Origin of the sequence: Clostridium sp. UBA5988, assembly GCF_002435615.1 — a bacterium.
In the GTDB taxonomy this organism is placed as follows: domain Bacteria; phylum Bacillota; class Clostridia; order Clostridiales; family Clostridiaceae; genus Clostridium_J; species Clostridium_J sulfidigenes.
On the sequence record NZ_DJBA01000075.1, the window covers coordinates 82,008 to 97,771 of the forward strand.

Annotated in this window: 22 protein-coding genes; all 22 read left to right on the top strand. The window is 27.4% G+C overall.

The window, feature by feature from the left end; genetic code table 11:
* Nucleotide 1 precedes the first annotated feature (1 nt).
* The 22 genes from B3J31_RS15885 (at nucleotide 2) to B3J31_RS15990 (ending at nucleotide 15,757) form a co-directional block, all read left to right on the top strand.
* A complete protein-coding gene (locus B3J31_RS15885) occupies nucleotides 2-340 on the top strand; it encodes a hypothetical protein (RefSeq protein ID WP_346874204.1) in 339 nt (112 codons plus the stop codon).
* A 162-nt stretch (nucleotides 341-502) separates the two neighbouring features.
* Complete coding sequence (locus B3J31_RS15890; protein WP_346874205.1) at nucleotides 503-1,357, top strand: hypothetical protein; 855 nt, start codon at nucleotides 503-505, stop codon at nucleotides 1,355-1,357.
* A 16-nt stretch (nucleotides 1,358-1,373) separates the two neighbouring features.
* Nucleotides 1,374-1,673 carry a hypothetical protein gene (locus B3J31_RS15895; protein WP_346874206.1) on the top strand — a complete coding sequence of 100 codons (300 nt, stop codon included), beginning with the start codon at nucleotides 1,374-1,376 and terminating at the stop codon, nucleotides 1,671-1,673.
* Nucleotides 1,674-1,692: 19 nt separating this feature from the next.
* On the top strand, nucleotides 1,693-3,564 hold the full coding sequence (locus tag B3J31_RS15900; protein ID WP_346874207.1) for a hypothetical protein: 1,872 nt from the start codon (nucleotides 1,693-1,695) through the stop codon (nucleotides 3,562-3,564).
* Nucleotides 3,565-4,020: 456 nt separating this feature from the next.
* Complete coding sequence (locus tag B3J31_RS15905) at nucleotides 4,021-4,203, top strand: hypothetical protein (RefSeq protein ID WP_346874208.1); 183 nt, start codon at nucleotides 4,021-4,023, stop codon at nucleotides 4,201-4,203.
* A gap of 44 nt (nucleotides 4,204-4,247) precedes the next feature.
* On the top strand, nucleotides 4,248-7,280 hold the full coding sequence (locus B3J31_RS15910; RefSeq protein ID WP_346874209.1) for a hypothetical protein: 3,033 nt from the start codon (nucleotides 4,248-4,250) through the stop codon (nucleotides 7,278-7,280).
* A gap of 334 nt (nucleotides 7,281-7,614) precedes the next feature.
* Complete coding sequence (locus B3J31_RS15915; RefSeq protein WP_346874210.1) at nucleotides 7,615-7,854, top strand: hypothetical protein; 240 nt, start codon at nucleotides 7,615-7,617, stop codon at nucleotides 7,852-7,854.
* A 510-nt stretch (nucleotides 7,855-8,364) separates the two neighbouring features.
* A complete protein-coding gene (locus tag B3J31_RS15920; protein WP_346874211.1) occupies nucleotides 8,365-8,913 on the top strand; it encodes a hypothetical protein in 549 nt (182 codons plus the stop codon).
* A 17-nt stretch (nucleotides 8,914-8,930) separates the two neighbouring features.
* Nucleotides 8,931-9,296 (top strand): hypothetical protein, encoded by a 366-nt coding sequence (locus tag B3J31_RS15925; protein ID WP_346874212.1) that lies wholly within the window; start codon nucleotides 8,931-8,933, stop codon nucleotides 9,294-9,296.
* 60 nt (nucleotides 9,297-9,356) lie between these two features.
* Nucleotides 9,357-9,974, top strand: coding sequence for a GIY-YIG nuclease family protein (locus tag B3J31_RS15930; RefSeq protein WP_346874213.1), 618 nt, complete (start codon nucleotides 9,357-9,359; stop codon nucleotides 9,972-9,974).
* A 54-nt stretch (nucleotides 9,975-10,028) separates the two neighbouring features.
* Nucleotides 10,029-10,271 carry a hypothetical protein gene (locus tag B3J31_RS15935; RefSeq protein ID WP_346874214.1) on the top strand — a complete coding sequence of 81 codons (243 nt, stop codon included), beginning with the start codon at nucleotides 10,029-10,031 and terminating at the stop codon, nucleotides 10,269-10,271.
* 28 nt (nucleotides 10,272-10,299) lie between these two features.
* A complete protein-coding gene (locus B3J31_RS15940; RefSeq protein ID WP_346874215.1) occupies nucleotides 10,300-10,458 on the top strand; it encodes a hypothetical protein in 159 nt (52 codons plus the stop codon).
* A gap of 15 nt (nucleotides 10,459-10,473) precedes the next feature.
* Nucleotides 10,474-10,701, top strand: a complete 228-nt coding sequence (locus B3J31_RS15945; protein ID WP_346874216.1) for a hypothetical protein — start codon at nucleotides 10,474-10,476, stop codon at nucleotides 10,699-10,701.
* A gap of 13 nt (nucleotides 10,702-10,714) precedes the next feature.
* Nucleotides 10,715-11,032: a hypothetical protein gene (locus B3J31_RS15950; RefSeq protein WP_346874217.1), complete on the top strand. Its 318-nt coding sequence runs from the start codon at nucleotides 10,715-10,717 to the stop codon at nucleotides 11,030-11,032.
* Nucleotides 11,013-11,210, top strand: a complete 198-nt coding sequence (locus tag B3J31_RS15955) for a hypothetical protein (protein WP_346874218.1) — start codon at nucleotides 11,013-11,015, stop codon at nucleotides 11,208-11,210. Before B3J31_RS15950 ends, B3J31_RS15955 begins: the two co-directional genes overlap by 20 nt.
* Complete coding sequence (locus tag B3J31_RS15960) at nucleotides 11,210-11,374, top strand: hypothetical protein (RefSeq protein WP_346874219.1); 165 nt, start codon at nucleotides 11,210-11,212, stop codon at nucleotides 11,372-11,374. Before B3J31_RS15955 ends, B3J31_RS15960 begins: the two co-directional genes overlap by 1 nt.
* Nucleotides 11,371-11,592, top strand: coding sequence for a hypothetical protein (locus B3J31_RS15965; RefSeq protein WP_346874220.1), 222 nt, complete (start codon nucleotides 11,371-11,373; stop codon nucleotides 11,590-11,592). The genes B3J31_RS15960 and B3J31_RS15965 overlap by 4 nt, the downstream gene beginning before the upstream one ends.
* A gap of 3 nt (nucleotides 11,593-11,595) precedes the next feature.
* Complete coding sequence (locus tag B3J31_RS15970; protein WP_346874221.1) at nucleotides 11,596-11,763, top strand: zinc-ribbon domain containing protein; 168 nt, start codon at nucleotides 11,596-11,598, stop codon at nucleotides 11,761-11,763.
* Nucleotides 11,764-12,101: 338 nt separating this feature from the next.
* The gene (gene cptIN, locus B3J31_RS15975) at nucleotides 12,102-12,662 is read left to right on the top strand and encodes a type III toxin-antitoxin system CptIN family toxin (protein WP_346874222.1); all 561 of its coding nucleotides are present in this window, start codon (nucleotides 12,102-12,104) and stop codon (nucleotides 12,660-12,662) included.
* Nucleotides 12,663-12,754: 92 nt separating this feature from the next.
* Nucleotides 12,755-13,201 carry a hypothetical protein gene (locus B3J31_RS15980; protein WP_346874223.1) on the top strand — a complete coding sequence of 149 codons (447 nt, stop codon included), beginning with the start codon at nucleotides 12,755-12,757 and terminating at the stop codon, nucleotides 13,199-13,201.
* A 122-nt stretch (nucleotides 13,202-13,323) separates the two neighbouring features.
* Nucleotides 13,324-13,896, top strand: a complete 573-nt coding sequence (locus B3J31_RS15985; RefSeq protein WP_346874224.1) for a tyrosine-type recombinase/integrase — start codon at nucleotides 13,324-13,326, stop codon at nucleotides 13,894-13,896.
* 148 nt (nucleotides 13,897-14,044) lie between these two features.
* Nucleotides 14,045-15,757, top strand: a complete 1,713-nt coding sequence (locus tag B3J31_RS15990) for a hypothetical protein (protein ID WP_346874225.1) — start codon at nucleotides 14,045-14,047, stop codon at nucleotides 15,755-15,757.
* The last annotated feature ends 7 nt before the right edge of the window (nucleotides 15,758-15,764 follow it).

Consider the following 15,764-nt stretch of genomic DNA (forward strand, 5'->3'; position numbering starts at 1 on the left):
AATGAGAAATGAATTAAAAGCTATGAATGATGTAAGAGATACATTTGTAGGTGAGTTCGTTAGAACAGGGTGGAAAAGTGGCTATAAGGGAGAATTGCCAACTCTATTATTAATCAATGTAAAAAGAAAAAGTGATAATAAAATAATGACAGACCATCTATGGTTTAATCTTACTAAAAGGTTTGAACAAGTTCAATTAAATGAAGGTGATAAAGTTCAATTTGATGCAAGAGTAAAAGAGTATGAAAAGGGGTATAGAGGGTATAGAGATGATGTTTATAAAGAGATAGAAAATGATTATAAATTAAGTCATCCAACCAAAATAATTAAAATATCATGAAAATAAAATATGAACATAACTTAAAAAGGTATTAAAACAGTACAGAGATACTGCATACCCTTTTTAAATTTTACCTTAAATCGAGTTCTTTGAAAATTAAATAAAGATAATGTACTTATAATCAAGTCAAAATCAAAAAAATATCGAAGAGGAGAGATGTAAATGAGTAAAGAAGAAAGACAAAAACTACTAGAAGAATTAATGGCTAAAGAAATTAAGAAAATGAGAAAAGTTATTAAGAAATATAATCATGAACCTTTGCTATACACCCCAATAGAAATTAAAGAATCTAATTTAGAAAAAGATGTAGCAGGGCGTATAGCTCTAAATGAAAATGAGGATAAGTGGCTTATAGAAATAGATACAAAAGTTATAAATGACTATTATAAAGAAACTAAAGATAAATGGATTAACAAATATAACAAGAGAACACTAAAAGGCGTGATTGGACATGAACTTACACATGGATGGGTAGATGAAAATTATAATATATTTTTTAAAGATGGAAATAGAGATAGTAGCATTATATTTCTAAATGCCTTGTTTATGTTTGGCTATAGTAGTGGTCATGACTGTTGGTTTAAGTGGAGATGGAACAGTAATAACGTAGTTAAATGCTCTAATAAAAAAGAGTTTGATAGGTATGTAATCTCTATATATAAAAAGTTTAATTTGTTAGAACAAGCTTATACATATAATTGTTTAAAAGGTAAAAAAGCAGAAAATGTAAAACTTAGATTAACTTTCCCTTGGGATTACAATGTATATGGATTACAAAAATTAATGTCCGCAGAAGGCAAAGTAAAAGGCTATAACAATGGCGATAAAGGTACTTATAATAGCAAAGATATAACCCTTGCCGTTGGATGTATGGTGGACTTGGATAAGCTAGACCAGTACATAGAGAGAGCACTAATGACAGATGTAAGCAATTATAAAATATATAACTATACTAATTATACTTATAAAGGAAACAAGCTGATAAGAGAAATAAATAAGAATAGTAAGGTAGCTTAAGAAAGGATGTAAGAGAATGAAAGTAAATGAAGAAAAACAAAGAGAATTATTAGCAAAAGTAAAATATGAGGACAAGGCAATAAAATGGAAAGATACCATAGATGGGATGGGATTACCAATGCTAACAACAACATATAAAGGTAAAACCTATGATGTATGTATTAACTATGATAACGGTATTGCAATAGTATATAAATTTAATAAATACGGCATGGGTGAGTGTAAAAATATGCCATACGATATGGTTATTAAATATATAAAAGGTAAAATCACTGTTATTAATCCAATTGAATTGCATATGCAAACTAAGATGTAAGAGAAAGGATTGAAAATGGATGGAATTAAATGAACAAATTAAACAAATTAAAATTCTTAAAACTATAGACGAATACATAGCAGAAATGAGCAAATGGAATCCAGTACATAATAAACAAAAAGAATTCATAGAAACATTAGTAAAACACATATATGAAAACAATGATAATAATATTGAAGTTGTCCCCGCGAGATGTGGGATGGGGAAATCAACCGCCATAAATTCAATACTTTATAGATTGGTAAATGGAATATTTGGAGAAACTACAACACCTATTAATGGGTATGGAGCGATACTTGTTACGGATAGCTTAGAAAGGTTAGAAAAGACATATGAATATAAAAAATTAAAGAACTTTACATATTTAATGAAATACAACAATGACATTATTGAAGCTGAAAATAGAAATGACTTTAGAGAACAGGTAAAAGAGCAGTTTAAATATCCAATAATTTTATTAACCACTCAGAAATATTTTAAAATGACAAAAGAAGAAAGAAATATACTATATAAATGGTATGGGGGAGCTAGGGAATTATGCTTAATGGATGAAAAGCCTTATTTAACTAAAACAATAGAAATAAATGAAAGATACTTAGCAGATATAAGTGTATCACTGGATGAAATTAAAAAATGTGATGATAAGGTTTATATACTTAAAACATGGAAATCTATTTACAACAATTTAGATGTTATAAGAGAAGCTATGGCAGATAAATATACTACCATGTGGCTAAAGAAGAGTAAAAAGTGTTTATTATTTAGCGAGGATGAAGATAAAAAATTCTTTGATTTACTTTCTAAATATGTTAAGAGCTGTGTGTATGATGATGTATTGAGATTAAAAGATATATATACTCAAGGATGTTTATTTATAGCTAGTAATAATATAGATGCAGATAATAGCAGAAAATTTATTTTACTCTATAATAACATGGATAAATTTGATGTTGATAAATGCAAATATTACATATTAGATGCTACAGCCAAGTTTGATATTGATTATAAAATAGATAAAAGAATTAAGTATATGGCAATTGATGATAAAAAAGAAGATAAGGACATAAGAGTTAACATGATACCATTTAGCACAAGTCAGAAGAAATTAAAAGAAACTGGTGAATATTCTAATACTAATGTTATAGCAAATTGGATTAATAAGAATTTTACTGATGTATTGGTAGCCTGTAATAGAGGTTCTAATGGCGTGATTTATAACAAGTTAAATAAATTATTAAAAACTAATAACATTGAGTACTTTGGAAATATAAAGGGTAAAAATTCTTATGAATCACTTAATGAAATGGTACATATAGGCTTTAATAGATTTTCAGATGTAACTTATTTAGAATCCTACATAATACTTTATGATATGGCTAGTAAATTTAATAAAAGTGCTAATGAAGATATATTAGAAGAAATAAATACTTTACTTAAAACAGAAAAAGGACAATTTATAGATTTGAAAATGAAAACAGTTTTTGTAAGTAAATGTGTAGTTGATACAGTGCAAAATGTAATGAGGATTAAATGTAGGCATTTTACTAATACAGATAAATGCAATATATGGATAATTACAAGTAAGTATTATGAAGATATTGTTTTAAGAGTTGCTGATAACATTGGAGCAGATTTTAAAACATTTTTACCTAAAGAATTTGAAGATGTAAAAGTTATGAGTAGAAAGCCAATGGAAGGTAAAGAAATGACCAATCCACAAAAAGTAATGAAATATCTTAATGAACTTGCAAAAGGTACTATTATTAAAACTAAGGATATCTATAGTAAGACGGGATTAACTGTTAAAGAACTTAATAAAGCTAAATCAAATGAAAATGTAAGTAAATGGTTTAAAGAACACACTATTAAAAGAGGACAATACATTGCATGATAAAAAAGTTATACCCATTTTCTCTAATAATATATTAGGGATTAGGGGTATAGAAATAATAAAAAGTAGTACATGAAATCCATTGACCACGACGGTCGTGGGCAAATAACGATTAGCTAAGTATATAAGATTATGCGAAGGCGAGAGCCGAGTAGAATCTATATATACTCTAAGTAGTGTCTTATATAAGTAAGAGTTAATAAGTAGGCTTAGACCAGCCCGAACCACAAGATGGTTCTCCTCGGTCTTGGATTATATTTACTTACTATTATATACCCCTTACAAACCTAGTGTTTTCGGTTGAAAAATGACCTTATATTCAATCTTATTAAGAAAATGAGTAATTTGTATTAGAAACATAAAAATATTAAATTGTAAGGCTTATAGTTTAAAAATGCGATTGGAGTAATCCAAAGGCAATAAAAATAACATTTTAACAGAAAGGAGGTGATAAAAATGAACATTTATAAAATACATAAAAAAAGTTTAGCCTATGAACTTATAGCTCAAGGAAACATATTGCTAGATAAAGAACTAAATAAAAAAGATAACAACAGATGGATATACATATTTAAAGATAGTGAGAAATTACATAATGATTTAACGGAACTACATAGAGAACTACATAATAACAGATAATTCAAAAATAATAATTCAAATAATTCAGAAGGAGTGTAGAAAGAATGAAAAATATAAAAATAGAAGATTTAAAAGAAGGATTATATATACCTTCTATAGAAGCGTGTTGGCTTTACAAAGAAAATAAAGAAAAAGGAAATTATGAAGTGAAAGAGGAGTTTTTAAAGAAATTACTCAAAGGTAAATTAGACTGGTGCTATGAACTAGCAATATCAGATTTAGCAGAAGATATAGAAATTAAAAAAATGGATAATGGTAATCTATATACATTAGATATTATAAATGTTAAATATAAAAATAAATATAAAGGAAAAGATGGAGATTTGAGTAGTGAGAAATTAAGAAATTGGAGTTATATAGAAAGAACTATTAGTATAGATAAAAATATACTTACAGAAACCAGAAAAATTAAGTCTCTAAGAAAGAATAGAGATTATAGATATAGCACTTCTTTGAATTTTAATAACAATGAAATAGTAAACTGGAAGAGAAGTGGCGGTAAAGCTAGAGTAGGACAAGATTTATTTATCAAAAAGGATATATGTAAAAAGGCATTAGATTGGAGCAGAATGGATTTACAATATAAAGGTAAGATAGATATAGCATCTATAAGAGCTTATGAGAGTTTACCATTAAGTAGTATTATGGAAGAACTTATAGAAATTAATCCAAAGAATATATTAGTTGTAGAAGATTTTGAAAGTGTATTTCTTTGGAAGATGTCCGAAACATGGCTAAAAGGTAAAAAACTTGAAACAGAAACAAGAGAAGTTATGGAATCAAACTCAATTTGGGATGGTGAAGGACTTCTCAGTAAAAAGATATTTGATAAATCTGAATGGCTCAAAGAACATGGAGTTGCACTTTTGAGAAATAGATTTTTAAAGTGTGCGGGTTTCAATTCAGATTTAGAATTATTCTATAGGAGTTATTGCAAAAGAAAAGGATTGGATTATGAAACTTATGAGATTAAGGATATTTTTGATAATCCTATTAAAGTAAAAGATATAGAACTAATAACAACTCCTAGTAGTATAAAAATTAATAAAAGCAACAAACAATGTATAGAGTGGAAAGATGCTAAAGGAAATAAGCCTTATGCAAAATATGGTGAAAAAGCTTGGTTGTATTATTGGAAGGATAGAGCTGATAATAAATTTGGGATTGCAAAAATAGATAAGCCAAGTCACTTAGAAAATGGAAAATATCAGAGAACTTCTTATCAGATGATTAATACTATTCCATTCAAAAAGGATGAAATAAAACAATTAGTTAAACCAGAAATAGAATATATTAATAGACTTAAAAATGACTTAGAATTTTTCTTAGCGGAGGTTAATAGTCCTATTGAAGATAATTATTTAAATCCTATAGAAGAAGAAAATGAAGAATTGGAAGTAGATAAAAGGATAGATGTAAACAGTGCATTTGTAGAATTAGTTAAAAGAAATAAAGATTTTCAGCATACTCAAGTATTTAAAGATTATAGAAGGAACTTTATAAATAGTTATATAAATATACTAAGAAAAGGTAAAGTTAAAATAGAAGGTGATTACTGTGTAGCCTGTGGTAATCCATTAGAATTATTATATTCTACAGTAGGAGAGTTTAATGGTGATAGTCTAAGCCTAAATGACAATGAATTATACTGTGCTAGATTTGAGAATGGTAATGAAGTGGTTGGCTTCAGAAATCCACACACAAATAGTGGCAATGTAGGTATACAAGTTAATAGAAAGATAGAAGAATTAGAAACTTATTTTAAATGTACTAACAACATAGTATTTATAAATAGTATTAATTATCCTATTTTATCCACATATTCGGGCATGGACTTTGATATTGATTCTGTGTTATTAACTAAAGAACCTATTATATTAGAAGCTTGTAAGAGAATAAAGAAGGAAACCACTACAGATGAATTTATAACTCCTATATCTGTTAATAGAATTAAAAATACTGGTACTAATTCAGCAGTTATGAATGGTGCAAATATGGCTAATATAGACCATATAATAAGTCAAAATTACATAGGTAGTGTAGTAAACCTTAGCCAGGAAATTAATAGTCTTATGAATCATTTAATTTATAATAAAAGTGATGATAATGAATATATTACTGACTTATATAATAGAAGCAGTAAGCTAACCTCTATCTCTAATGTCGAGATTGATAAAGCTAAGAAGCAGTTTGAGGATTTAAACGTGCCGAAAGAATTATCACAAATGAAGGAAGATTTGAAGATGGTTGATGATATTGAAGTAAGAAAACTTAGAAAAGAAATAGAGGAGTTAAGAAAACAAAAGAAAGAAACCGATGATGAATTAGAAATAGAAGAGATTAAAAAAGAAATTGCTGATAAATGTAAAGAAATAGGAAAATTAGATAGTAGAAGGTTAAAAGCAAGATTCTTTAAGTATGTGGGAGACAGTGAAAGTAAGAAAGCTAGAAATAAAGTTAATAAAAATCACAAGAGAAAACTATATAAAGAAACTATAGAAAAATATGCAAAAGAAAAAGGTATTAGTGTAGAAGAAGTCAATGAAAAGGATAAGGAATTAATTAAGCTGCTTAAAGAAACTGATAAAAAATATAAAGAGTGGAAAGAAAGAATATATGTAGAAATGGACACCCCTATGGATTGGCTAGAAAAAGAAATTGATGATGTTGACAATAAGAAAAAGGTAGGAACTATACAGGTGATTCAGTTAATTAAAAAGAGTAAGCATAGTGCAGATGAAAAAGTGGTTAAAGTAATTGTAGATTTACTAAAAAATTTAGATGATATCATTAACAGCTACAAAATGAATGATGAACTATCCTATAAAGATAAAAATAGAAATATTAACTATGTAAAAGAAGAAACTATAGACAACCTAAAGAAAACAAAGGTAAAAAAGGCGGATATGAGTAAAATATTGCAAGAGTGCCTAAATAGTATTAAGAAAAACGATAAGGTTAAAAAGAAAAGCGGAATAGAATCTTTGACATTAGAAATATTATTCAATACATACGGTAAAAAGTTATTAGATATGTTCGTAAAAGGGGGAGATTCTCAAGAGAAAAACATGGCTTAAAGTGTTGGTGTTACTAGGTTTAAAGCACATTGGTCATTATGCTATAATAGGGAAGAGAGTAGATAGTAAGTTGAAATCTTCTCTATCTTAATATTAGGATAATACTAGTATAAATTGTTTGTTGGAACAATGTAAAAAATATCAACTAGGGGATAGGGTTACTATCCTCTTTATAATTTTTATTTGTTTTAAAATCTTAAATAATATCCCATTTAATCATACCACACCTAAAAGTAAATAGTCAATACTTTTCATGAAAATAGTTTTCGACAAATTAAAGGGAAATGTGAGCCTTTTGTAGAAATGTTTTTATATGGAAGGTGGTGGTTGAAAGATGAAGTTGCAAATAATATGTGATAAATGTGGGAAGTTAGCAGAATTAAAGCCGTATCAAGTAGGTAAACAGGTATATTTAAATCAAGCAGATGGCTTTAGAGTTACTAGTGTTAGCTTTGATAAGAGTGGTGATTTAGAAGAAATGTCTGATGTTGATGATATTGATGTTGAAGTTAAGTGCATTGAAATTATGTGCGAAGAATGTGGTGAATTTTTAAGAATAGAAGATATTGGATAGGTCTCAACAGGATTAGCATTGCTAGTCCTTTTATTATACCCAAAATTAAAAATTGTTAGAGATTATAAATTAATATAGTTTATAGTGTGTATACAGTTTTTAATTAAACTGTGCGTTTAATAATAGACTTGATAGAGCTTTAACAAAATTGATTGTAAAGAGCTTATTTATTAGTTGATGCTTACTAGAGGTAGCCAACCCTCCGTCCTCCAGCACAAACGCTTAAGTATCTTAACGTCTACCTTCCAAAGAGAGTCGCAACGGGTGAATCCTGTGTAGTAGAAATATTATTGTAGATGTATTAGAGTTTACGGTAATCTCCAGTGCAGAAAACCGTATTTAATAAATTGTTAGTGCATATTAAGTATGTATTATACAGTTTATTAAAACTGTAGTTGTGCTAGATTATTCATTGAGTTTTCGAAGAGTTTCTCATTAAAAAAACCTTCCTTTCATAAGTGATATTTAAGGCTCTGCATAAGAGTCTTTTATTGTATATTATAAAAATAAATGAAAAGAAAGAAGGATGTAAAAATGGAAAGAATGAATTTAAGTTTTGAAATTGACGGAAAGACTATTGCTAAGATGGTAATGAAAGAAAGATTAGAAACAGTAAGTAAAAGATGTACTTGTATTAAAAATGAATTGGAAGAAAAACTAGAAACAAAAGTGACATATGGTGCATCCAGTGATGGTAGTGCTAAGTTTAATATCTATGTTAATAATCATGATTATTATAGTATATATTTGAATGTTAATAAAAATATAGATATAGATTCTATAGATTATATTGTAAGAAATAGAATAGAAGAATTGGATTTTTACAAAGCTCCTGTGGTAGAAAAAGTAATCATAGATATGTTAGAGGAGAATAAGTGTGAGGATATTTACATATTCGATAAAATATTATGCTATGGAGATTTAGAATTTTGCTTAGAAGATATAAAAGAATTTCATGTTTATCAAGGTGAAGAATGTTTAATGAGAATTTGGGATGAACTTGACGGGTGGTATTTAATAGACTTTGAAAAAGATGTTATAGAAGAAGAATTGAATTAGAAAGAAGGAATACATATATGATAACTATGCAAGAGTACATAAACAAAAATTATGAAGATGATATGGAGAATTGGGAAAGCATGACCGCTTATGAGCAGTTAGATGAGTATTTATATAACGTGTTGTCTTTAGATTTTTCAGATGATTTCTTTAAAGTTGAAACTATAGAGCAATGTATTAATAATTGCAAAAGAGGTATAGATAATGCAGAGTTCAAAGATATAAGAAATGTAATGTTAGATACTATTGAAGAATTAGAAAAATATAAAGGTAAGAACTTATTCTGTAAATTTGTTATGGATAAAGATAGTTGTTTACTAGGGCAGTGTTATGTGGTATTTACAGAAGGATACGAGTACATAAACTATATTAGAGTTATTTAGAGTTGGATTAATTTTCAACTCTTTAATTAATTATAAAGAAGATGAGGTGCAGAATGAAAGATGGAAACAGAGGAAAGACGAGAATATAAAAAGCGATGGTATCTTAAAAATAAAGATACAGAGGAGTTTAAGCAGAGGCAAAAAGAAAATAAAAAATTGTATAGAGAAAAACATAAGAATACAGAAGAGTATAAGAAGAAAAATAGAGAAGCAAGTAAAAAGGCTAGAGAACAAAATAGAGATTATTATATGGAGTATAGCAAGACCTATTATAAAAATAACAAAGAAAAATGGGACATCTATAATAATAAAAATAGTTTTATTTGTGTTTATAGATTTGTGAGTAAAAAAGATGGAATTATATTAAGAATAGGTTCAACTGCCAATATAAAGGCAAGGTTACAAAATTACATGAGCAACGGAATTAATGGAGTTAGATTAAAAGAGTGGTTTGAGGATTATGATTTAGATCGGATTGAATATATATTATGTTCAGACCGAGAAACAGCATATATGGTTGAATACAACTTAATTAAACGCTTTAATCCTATATTAAATGAAAAAGAAGTTTTGCACTTTGAAGACTGGGATGAGGATGTAGAAGATTTATGGCAGACATGGTCAGGATTAGACTATTACAAGTGTAAGTATAAAGCTATGTGTAATGAGGATTTATAATATTTTTTAATTCTCATTTATTAATGAAAATCAAATAATAATAAGAGGTGAAAGATGATGTATGAATGTAAAAATTTAGATGAAGCAATATGGTTTAGATTAAATAATTTAGTATTAGAAGTTACAAATGAAGATGGTAGAGTAATATTTTTAGTGGATGAGGAACAAGAGAACTTTAAAGAGATAATGATGGATTACTTAAGTGCTAAAAGCGGCTTTAAAGATATAACTTGTAACTATACCAAGCTCTTAGAGAGTACTAGATGGGTTAAAAACAAAATATACGAGAATAAGTAAAAAGAAAAAGAAAGAGAGGTATAGAAGAATGATGGAAATAATAGGAACTATATTAACTTATATATTGCTTATTGGATTAATATTTTTAGAAGCTATTGGAATATTTACAGTAGTAAAACTAGGATTTATTGCAATGGAATATATAGATAAAATAACAGATAAATTAAAGAAGAAAGTAAGAAATTAGAGGAGAGATAAGAAGATGTTAGAAGATAAATTTATAGAATATGCAGACCAATTAATAGAATTTGGAATTGTGATGAAATTAAATGTAAATGCGAATAGAGATGGAGATTTAGAAAAGGTAAAACAGTATAGCCGAGAGCTAGAAAAGATAAAAAATAAGATTGATAAAATTGATAAGGAACTTAAAAGTATTAATAAGAAAAAAGTATATAGATTTAATAATGTTTTAGAGATTTTAAATTAAGGAGAGAGAAGAAATGGAATATATAAGAATTGAGTATAAAGATAGAAGTAGAGAAATAAAAGAATTTGAGAGCAAAGATGAACTAGGTAAATGGGTAGCGGAAAACTTAGCTGAAGTTAAAGAAATTAAAACAGAAGATATGAGTAAGAAAATAAGAATAAATACTAGAGATAGTAAAGAAATAGTTAGAAAATATTATAATGATAAACTAAGCGTTCTTGAAAATATAGCAATGATGGTTGATGATGTTAAATTAGAAGAAGAACGTATATCTAAAATTACCATTATAATACCAACGGTAGGTAGAATATATGAAAAATCTAAAGAGTAAATATGAATCTGATAAATATAAACATTATATGTTTGAAGTTAATGGAAGTGAAGATTATTGGATGATACAACATGAAATAAATGTTATACGTGATAACTATAAAGATAAGAGTGTACATAATATAGAAATTGAAGATAAATATGGACAAGTTGTTGCGATAATGTTGGAGGTTTATTAATGGATAAGTATAGATTTTTACTAGAGATTGATGGTAAAAAGATAGAGTTTACTTGTAAGGATGATTCTGAAGATTTTATGAAATTTCTTAATTATGCCTATGAAGAATTTAATTTAGACAAGGAAGCAGAAATAAAGATATTGGATAAGGAGAAGGTAAGATGATAAGTGGTAACTATTACTTTATAGTTAAAGAGATTAAAGAACTAAGACGTAATTATAAGAATTTAGACATAGAACAAAAGTTAAAATTATTAGAGTTAGAACTTAAAAGTGAAGGTAAGAGCATAAAAGTTAAAACAGAATTTGTTAGTAAAAGTGTGAAAAGAAAAATAAAGCATGAAAACTATTTGAGAATAAAAAATAAGAAAGTTGGTAGATAAGATATGTTAGAAAAAGTATATGAAGATGATATAGTAATAAAATGTAAAAATTGTGGAGAAGATTTTGTTATTACAAAAAAAGAACAGGAGTTTTATGAAGAAAAAGAATTTGAACTCCCTAAGAGATGCTATAATTGCAGGAAAAAGAAATATACAAGAAAAGATAATTAAATAGTAGATGATAGATAGAGGTTATTAATGTTATTAATAGGTTGTTTGTGTTGTCTACTATTTTAAGTGTTTTTATTGACATGTGGAATAAGTGTGGCAGATCATATTTATATTTGAAGAGATTTACAAAAAAATGATTGACGTGTCGTTATAATGGCGTTATAATAATGTTAATAGATAAATTAAATGTTTGTTGCTACTCGATATGCAACTAAAAGAAGGTCGAGTTCAAATGTTTGTTGCTACTCGATATGCAACTAAAAGAAGGTCGAGTTCAAATGTTTGTTAAAGCTCTATTTATTTACTGAATAGAGCTTTAATTATTGTAAGGTGATATGATGGAAATAAAGAATGGTAATTTTTATTTTATAAAAGAAAATTATTTCAAAAAGTTTGATGATAAATTTTTAATGAAAAATAAAGAAATTATTAATGGGGTGGTTCATAATAGACCATGCTATTATGCTATTAAGGATAAGAAAAATAATATATATTGGATGATTCCGATTTCATCTAAAGTTGATAAATATAAGAAAATATATAATGAAAAAATTAAAAAATATGGTATGTGCGACACTTTACATTTTGGAGAAGTGTTGGGTATAGAAAAGGCATTTCTTATTCAAAATATGTGTCCAGTAACTTATGAATATATAAATAACGAATATTGTGATGCAATATCCAACATGCCTGTTAGGATTAATAATGTCTTAGAAAAAAGTGTAATAGGTAAAGCAAAAAGAGTTTTGGCATTGCAAAATCAAGGGAAATCATTTATTTTCCCAGATGTATTGAAAATAAAAAATAAGTTGATTGCAATTAATGAACAACAAATAGCATTAGATCAAGTTGCTTCTACAGACAAGAATAATGAGTTTATAAAATTAAACAAAGAATAGAATGTACATAGTTAAGTCAATTAGGCATCCTTAAAAGGGTGTCTTTTATTATGCAAAAAAATAATGAATATATGAATGGGAGGTGATTTATTATGTTGACTCAACAACAAATGGAAGTGATAGATTATTTAGTCGTTGGAACTATGACTATAGATGAGATAGCGAGTAAAGCAGGGTGTACAAGTAGAGTTATATATAAGTGGAAAAAGAACGAGGATTTTAAGGCGGAATGGAAGAAACGTTCATTAGATTTTCAATCTGGAATAATAGATAATGCAAATGAGTTATTAGTTAATAAGTTAGGTCAAGCCATAGCAAATGTTATAGATATTGCAAATGATAAGAATAGTAGTGACAAAGTAAGGCTAGATGCTAACCAATACTTAATTAATAGAATCCTTGGTAACACCACAACTAAGATAGAACAATCCAACATAGATGGCAACAAAGAAACAGAAGTCAAAAACATGGATGATATATTAGCAGAAATAGAAGAAGATAATATTATTATTAAGAGACCTAAAAAACAGGGGGCATAGTGTGAATAGTACCTTTTTATACTTGAATTTATATTTGAGATATGATATTCTTAAAGTATAAGTGAATAATACCCTATAATATGTATTTTAGGGTAAAAAGTATAGAAAGGTGGTAATACACTGTGGGTAGAAAAATACCAGAATTTCTAACAGAAGAAGAGCAAAATCAACTAATTAATATATTTAATACAAGATATTTCAATAGTGTAAGAAATAAAACCATAGTAATATTAGATTTGAATAGTGGATTACGGTTACAAGAATTAGTTGATTTGAAATGGAAAGATATTAATTTATCTACAGGACAATTAAAAGTAGTTCAAGGCAAAGGTAATAAAGATAGAATACTATGGTTAAGTGAAGAAACTATAGAAGTAATGAGAAAATGGAGAGAGCAACAGTACAATAAATTAGGAGAATGTGAGTATGTATTTACTACTAATACTAAGAAACAAATAGATGTTAAGGCTATTAGAGATATGATTACTAAATACAGTGAGAAAGCTGGAATAGGTAAACACGTTACAACACATACATTAAGACATACTTATGCTACCGATTTATTAAGAGCTACAAAGAATATAAGATTAGTGCAGAAGGCTTTAGGTCATGCTGATTTAAGTACAACTATGATATACACTCATATTGTTGATGATGAATTTGAAGATGCTTTAAAAACATTTAGAAGTAAATAAGTGAAAGTTAAAAGATTTAGAGTAATTTCTAAGTCTTTTTTATTTTATCTAGGGGGTAACCTTCTAAATTTGATTTGTCGAATTTTTGGGTGGTGAACGATACAAAATTTTATAATATTTTTAAACTCGAGGAAAGGAGGAGGTATTCTTGATTAAATACAAAGGTAAAAAATATAAAACAGAAGAAGAGTATGGAATTAGATTAATAGCAGATTATACATATAAATTCTTAATAGAAGAAGAAGGTTATGAATCTGAAGATGCTAAGAAAAAAACTAAGATAATATTAAATAATAATAAAAATCTATTTAGTAAAAATGGATATGCATACATATTAGGCTCACGGTCACTAGAATTTTTCTGTATGTATTTCTTACATAATATATATGTAGGAGAAGATAAAGCAGAAATAGCAATGATACATAGAGAAATATGGAAAGAGATAGAAGAAGCTGTGTTGAAAAACAACTATGATAAGCTAGAATATCTACTTCCTAGAGGAACTGGTAAAAGTACATTTATATCATTAGCTTTAGCCATTTGGTGTAGTGTATATAAATATAAAACTTATACTGTTATAGCTAGTGCAGTAGGAGATACTGCGGAAACATTTATTAGAAATATAAAGATAGCATTAGATGGTAATACAAGAATAGAAAAATCCTTTGGAAAAATCTATGATACTAAAAAATGTACTGTTAATGCTGAAAAAGTTGAATTAACCAATCACACCATGATTCAATCCATATCTGCTTCATCTACATTAAGAGGTAAATCTTATGCTAATCACAGAATAGAATTATTACTATTAGATGATTACCAAAAAGATGATGAAATAGCAACACAAGACCAAAGAGATAAGAAGTGGAAAAGATTTAATGATGATGTTAAATATGCTATTCAGAAAGGTAATTGTACTATGATTGCAGTTGGAACAGTACAGAATAATGATTGTTTTTACAGCAGACTTAAAAACTTACCGACTTGGAGAGTAAGGCATGAAAAGGGAGTTTTAGTTGATAGTGTAGATGAATTGTTTAATAGTGGCTTATGGTTAGAATTTCAAAATATCTTATTTAATAAAAAAGAATATGGAGAAAATACACTTGATTATGCAAAAGAATATTATTTTCAACATAAAGAAGAAATGCAATATCCTTTATTATGGAGTGAATATTGGGATTGTTTAGATTATGCAATAAGTTATTATGAGAATCCAATTTCATTCAAGCAAGAAGTGCAAGGAGATACATCTTGCCAGGGTGAAAGAAGATTTAAAACATTAATAACTGAAAATTCAAAAGAGATAGAAAGTCACAACTTTAAGACCACAATTCTATGTATTGATCCCGCAAATAGTAAATCTAATAAAGCAGACTATAGTGCATTTTGTATAGGATCTAAAAGTGATACAAATATAAAATATATTAGAAAAGCTATAATAGGTAGACTAGACAGAGATGAATATATAAAGAAAACTATAGAGCTATTAAAAGCTTATCCAGATATATCATATGTTTGGATAGAGAAAAACTTATATATGGGATTTGATGTAGATAAAATTAAAGAGTACATAAAAAATGATAATGAGTTAAAAAGTAGAAGAATGGAATTTGAAAATACTATGCAGAGGTCAAATAAATTTGATAAGATCGATGGAATCTGTGGAGAGGTTAATCTAGGACAAGTTATTTTCAATGAAGAAGATACTGAAGCAATAGAACAAATTAAAGAATATGTAGGTGCTAAGAGTGTACATGATGATATGCCAGATTGTTTGGCTGAATGTGTACAGAGGTTAGATAAGATTAAAACCTTAAAGAAAATACAAATATTTGACCGTAGTCTACTAGGCTTATAGAGAGGAG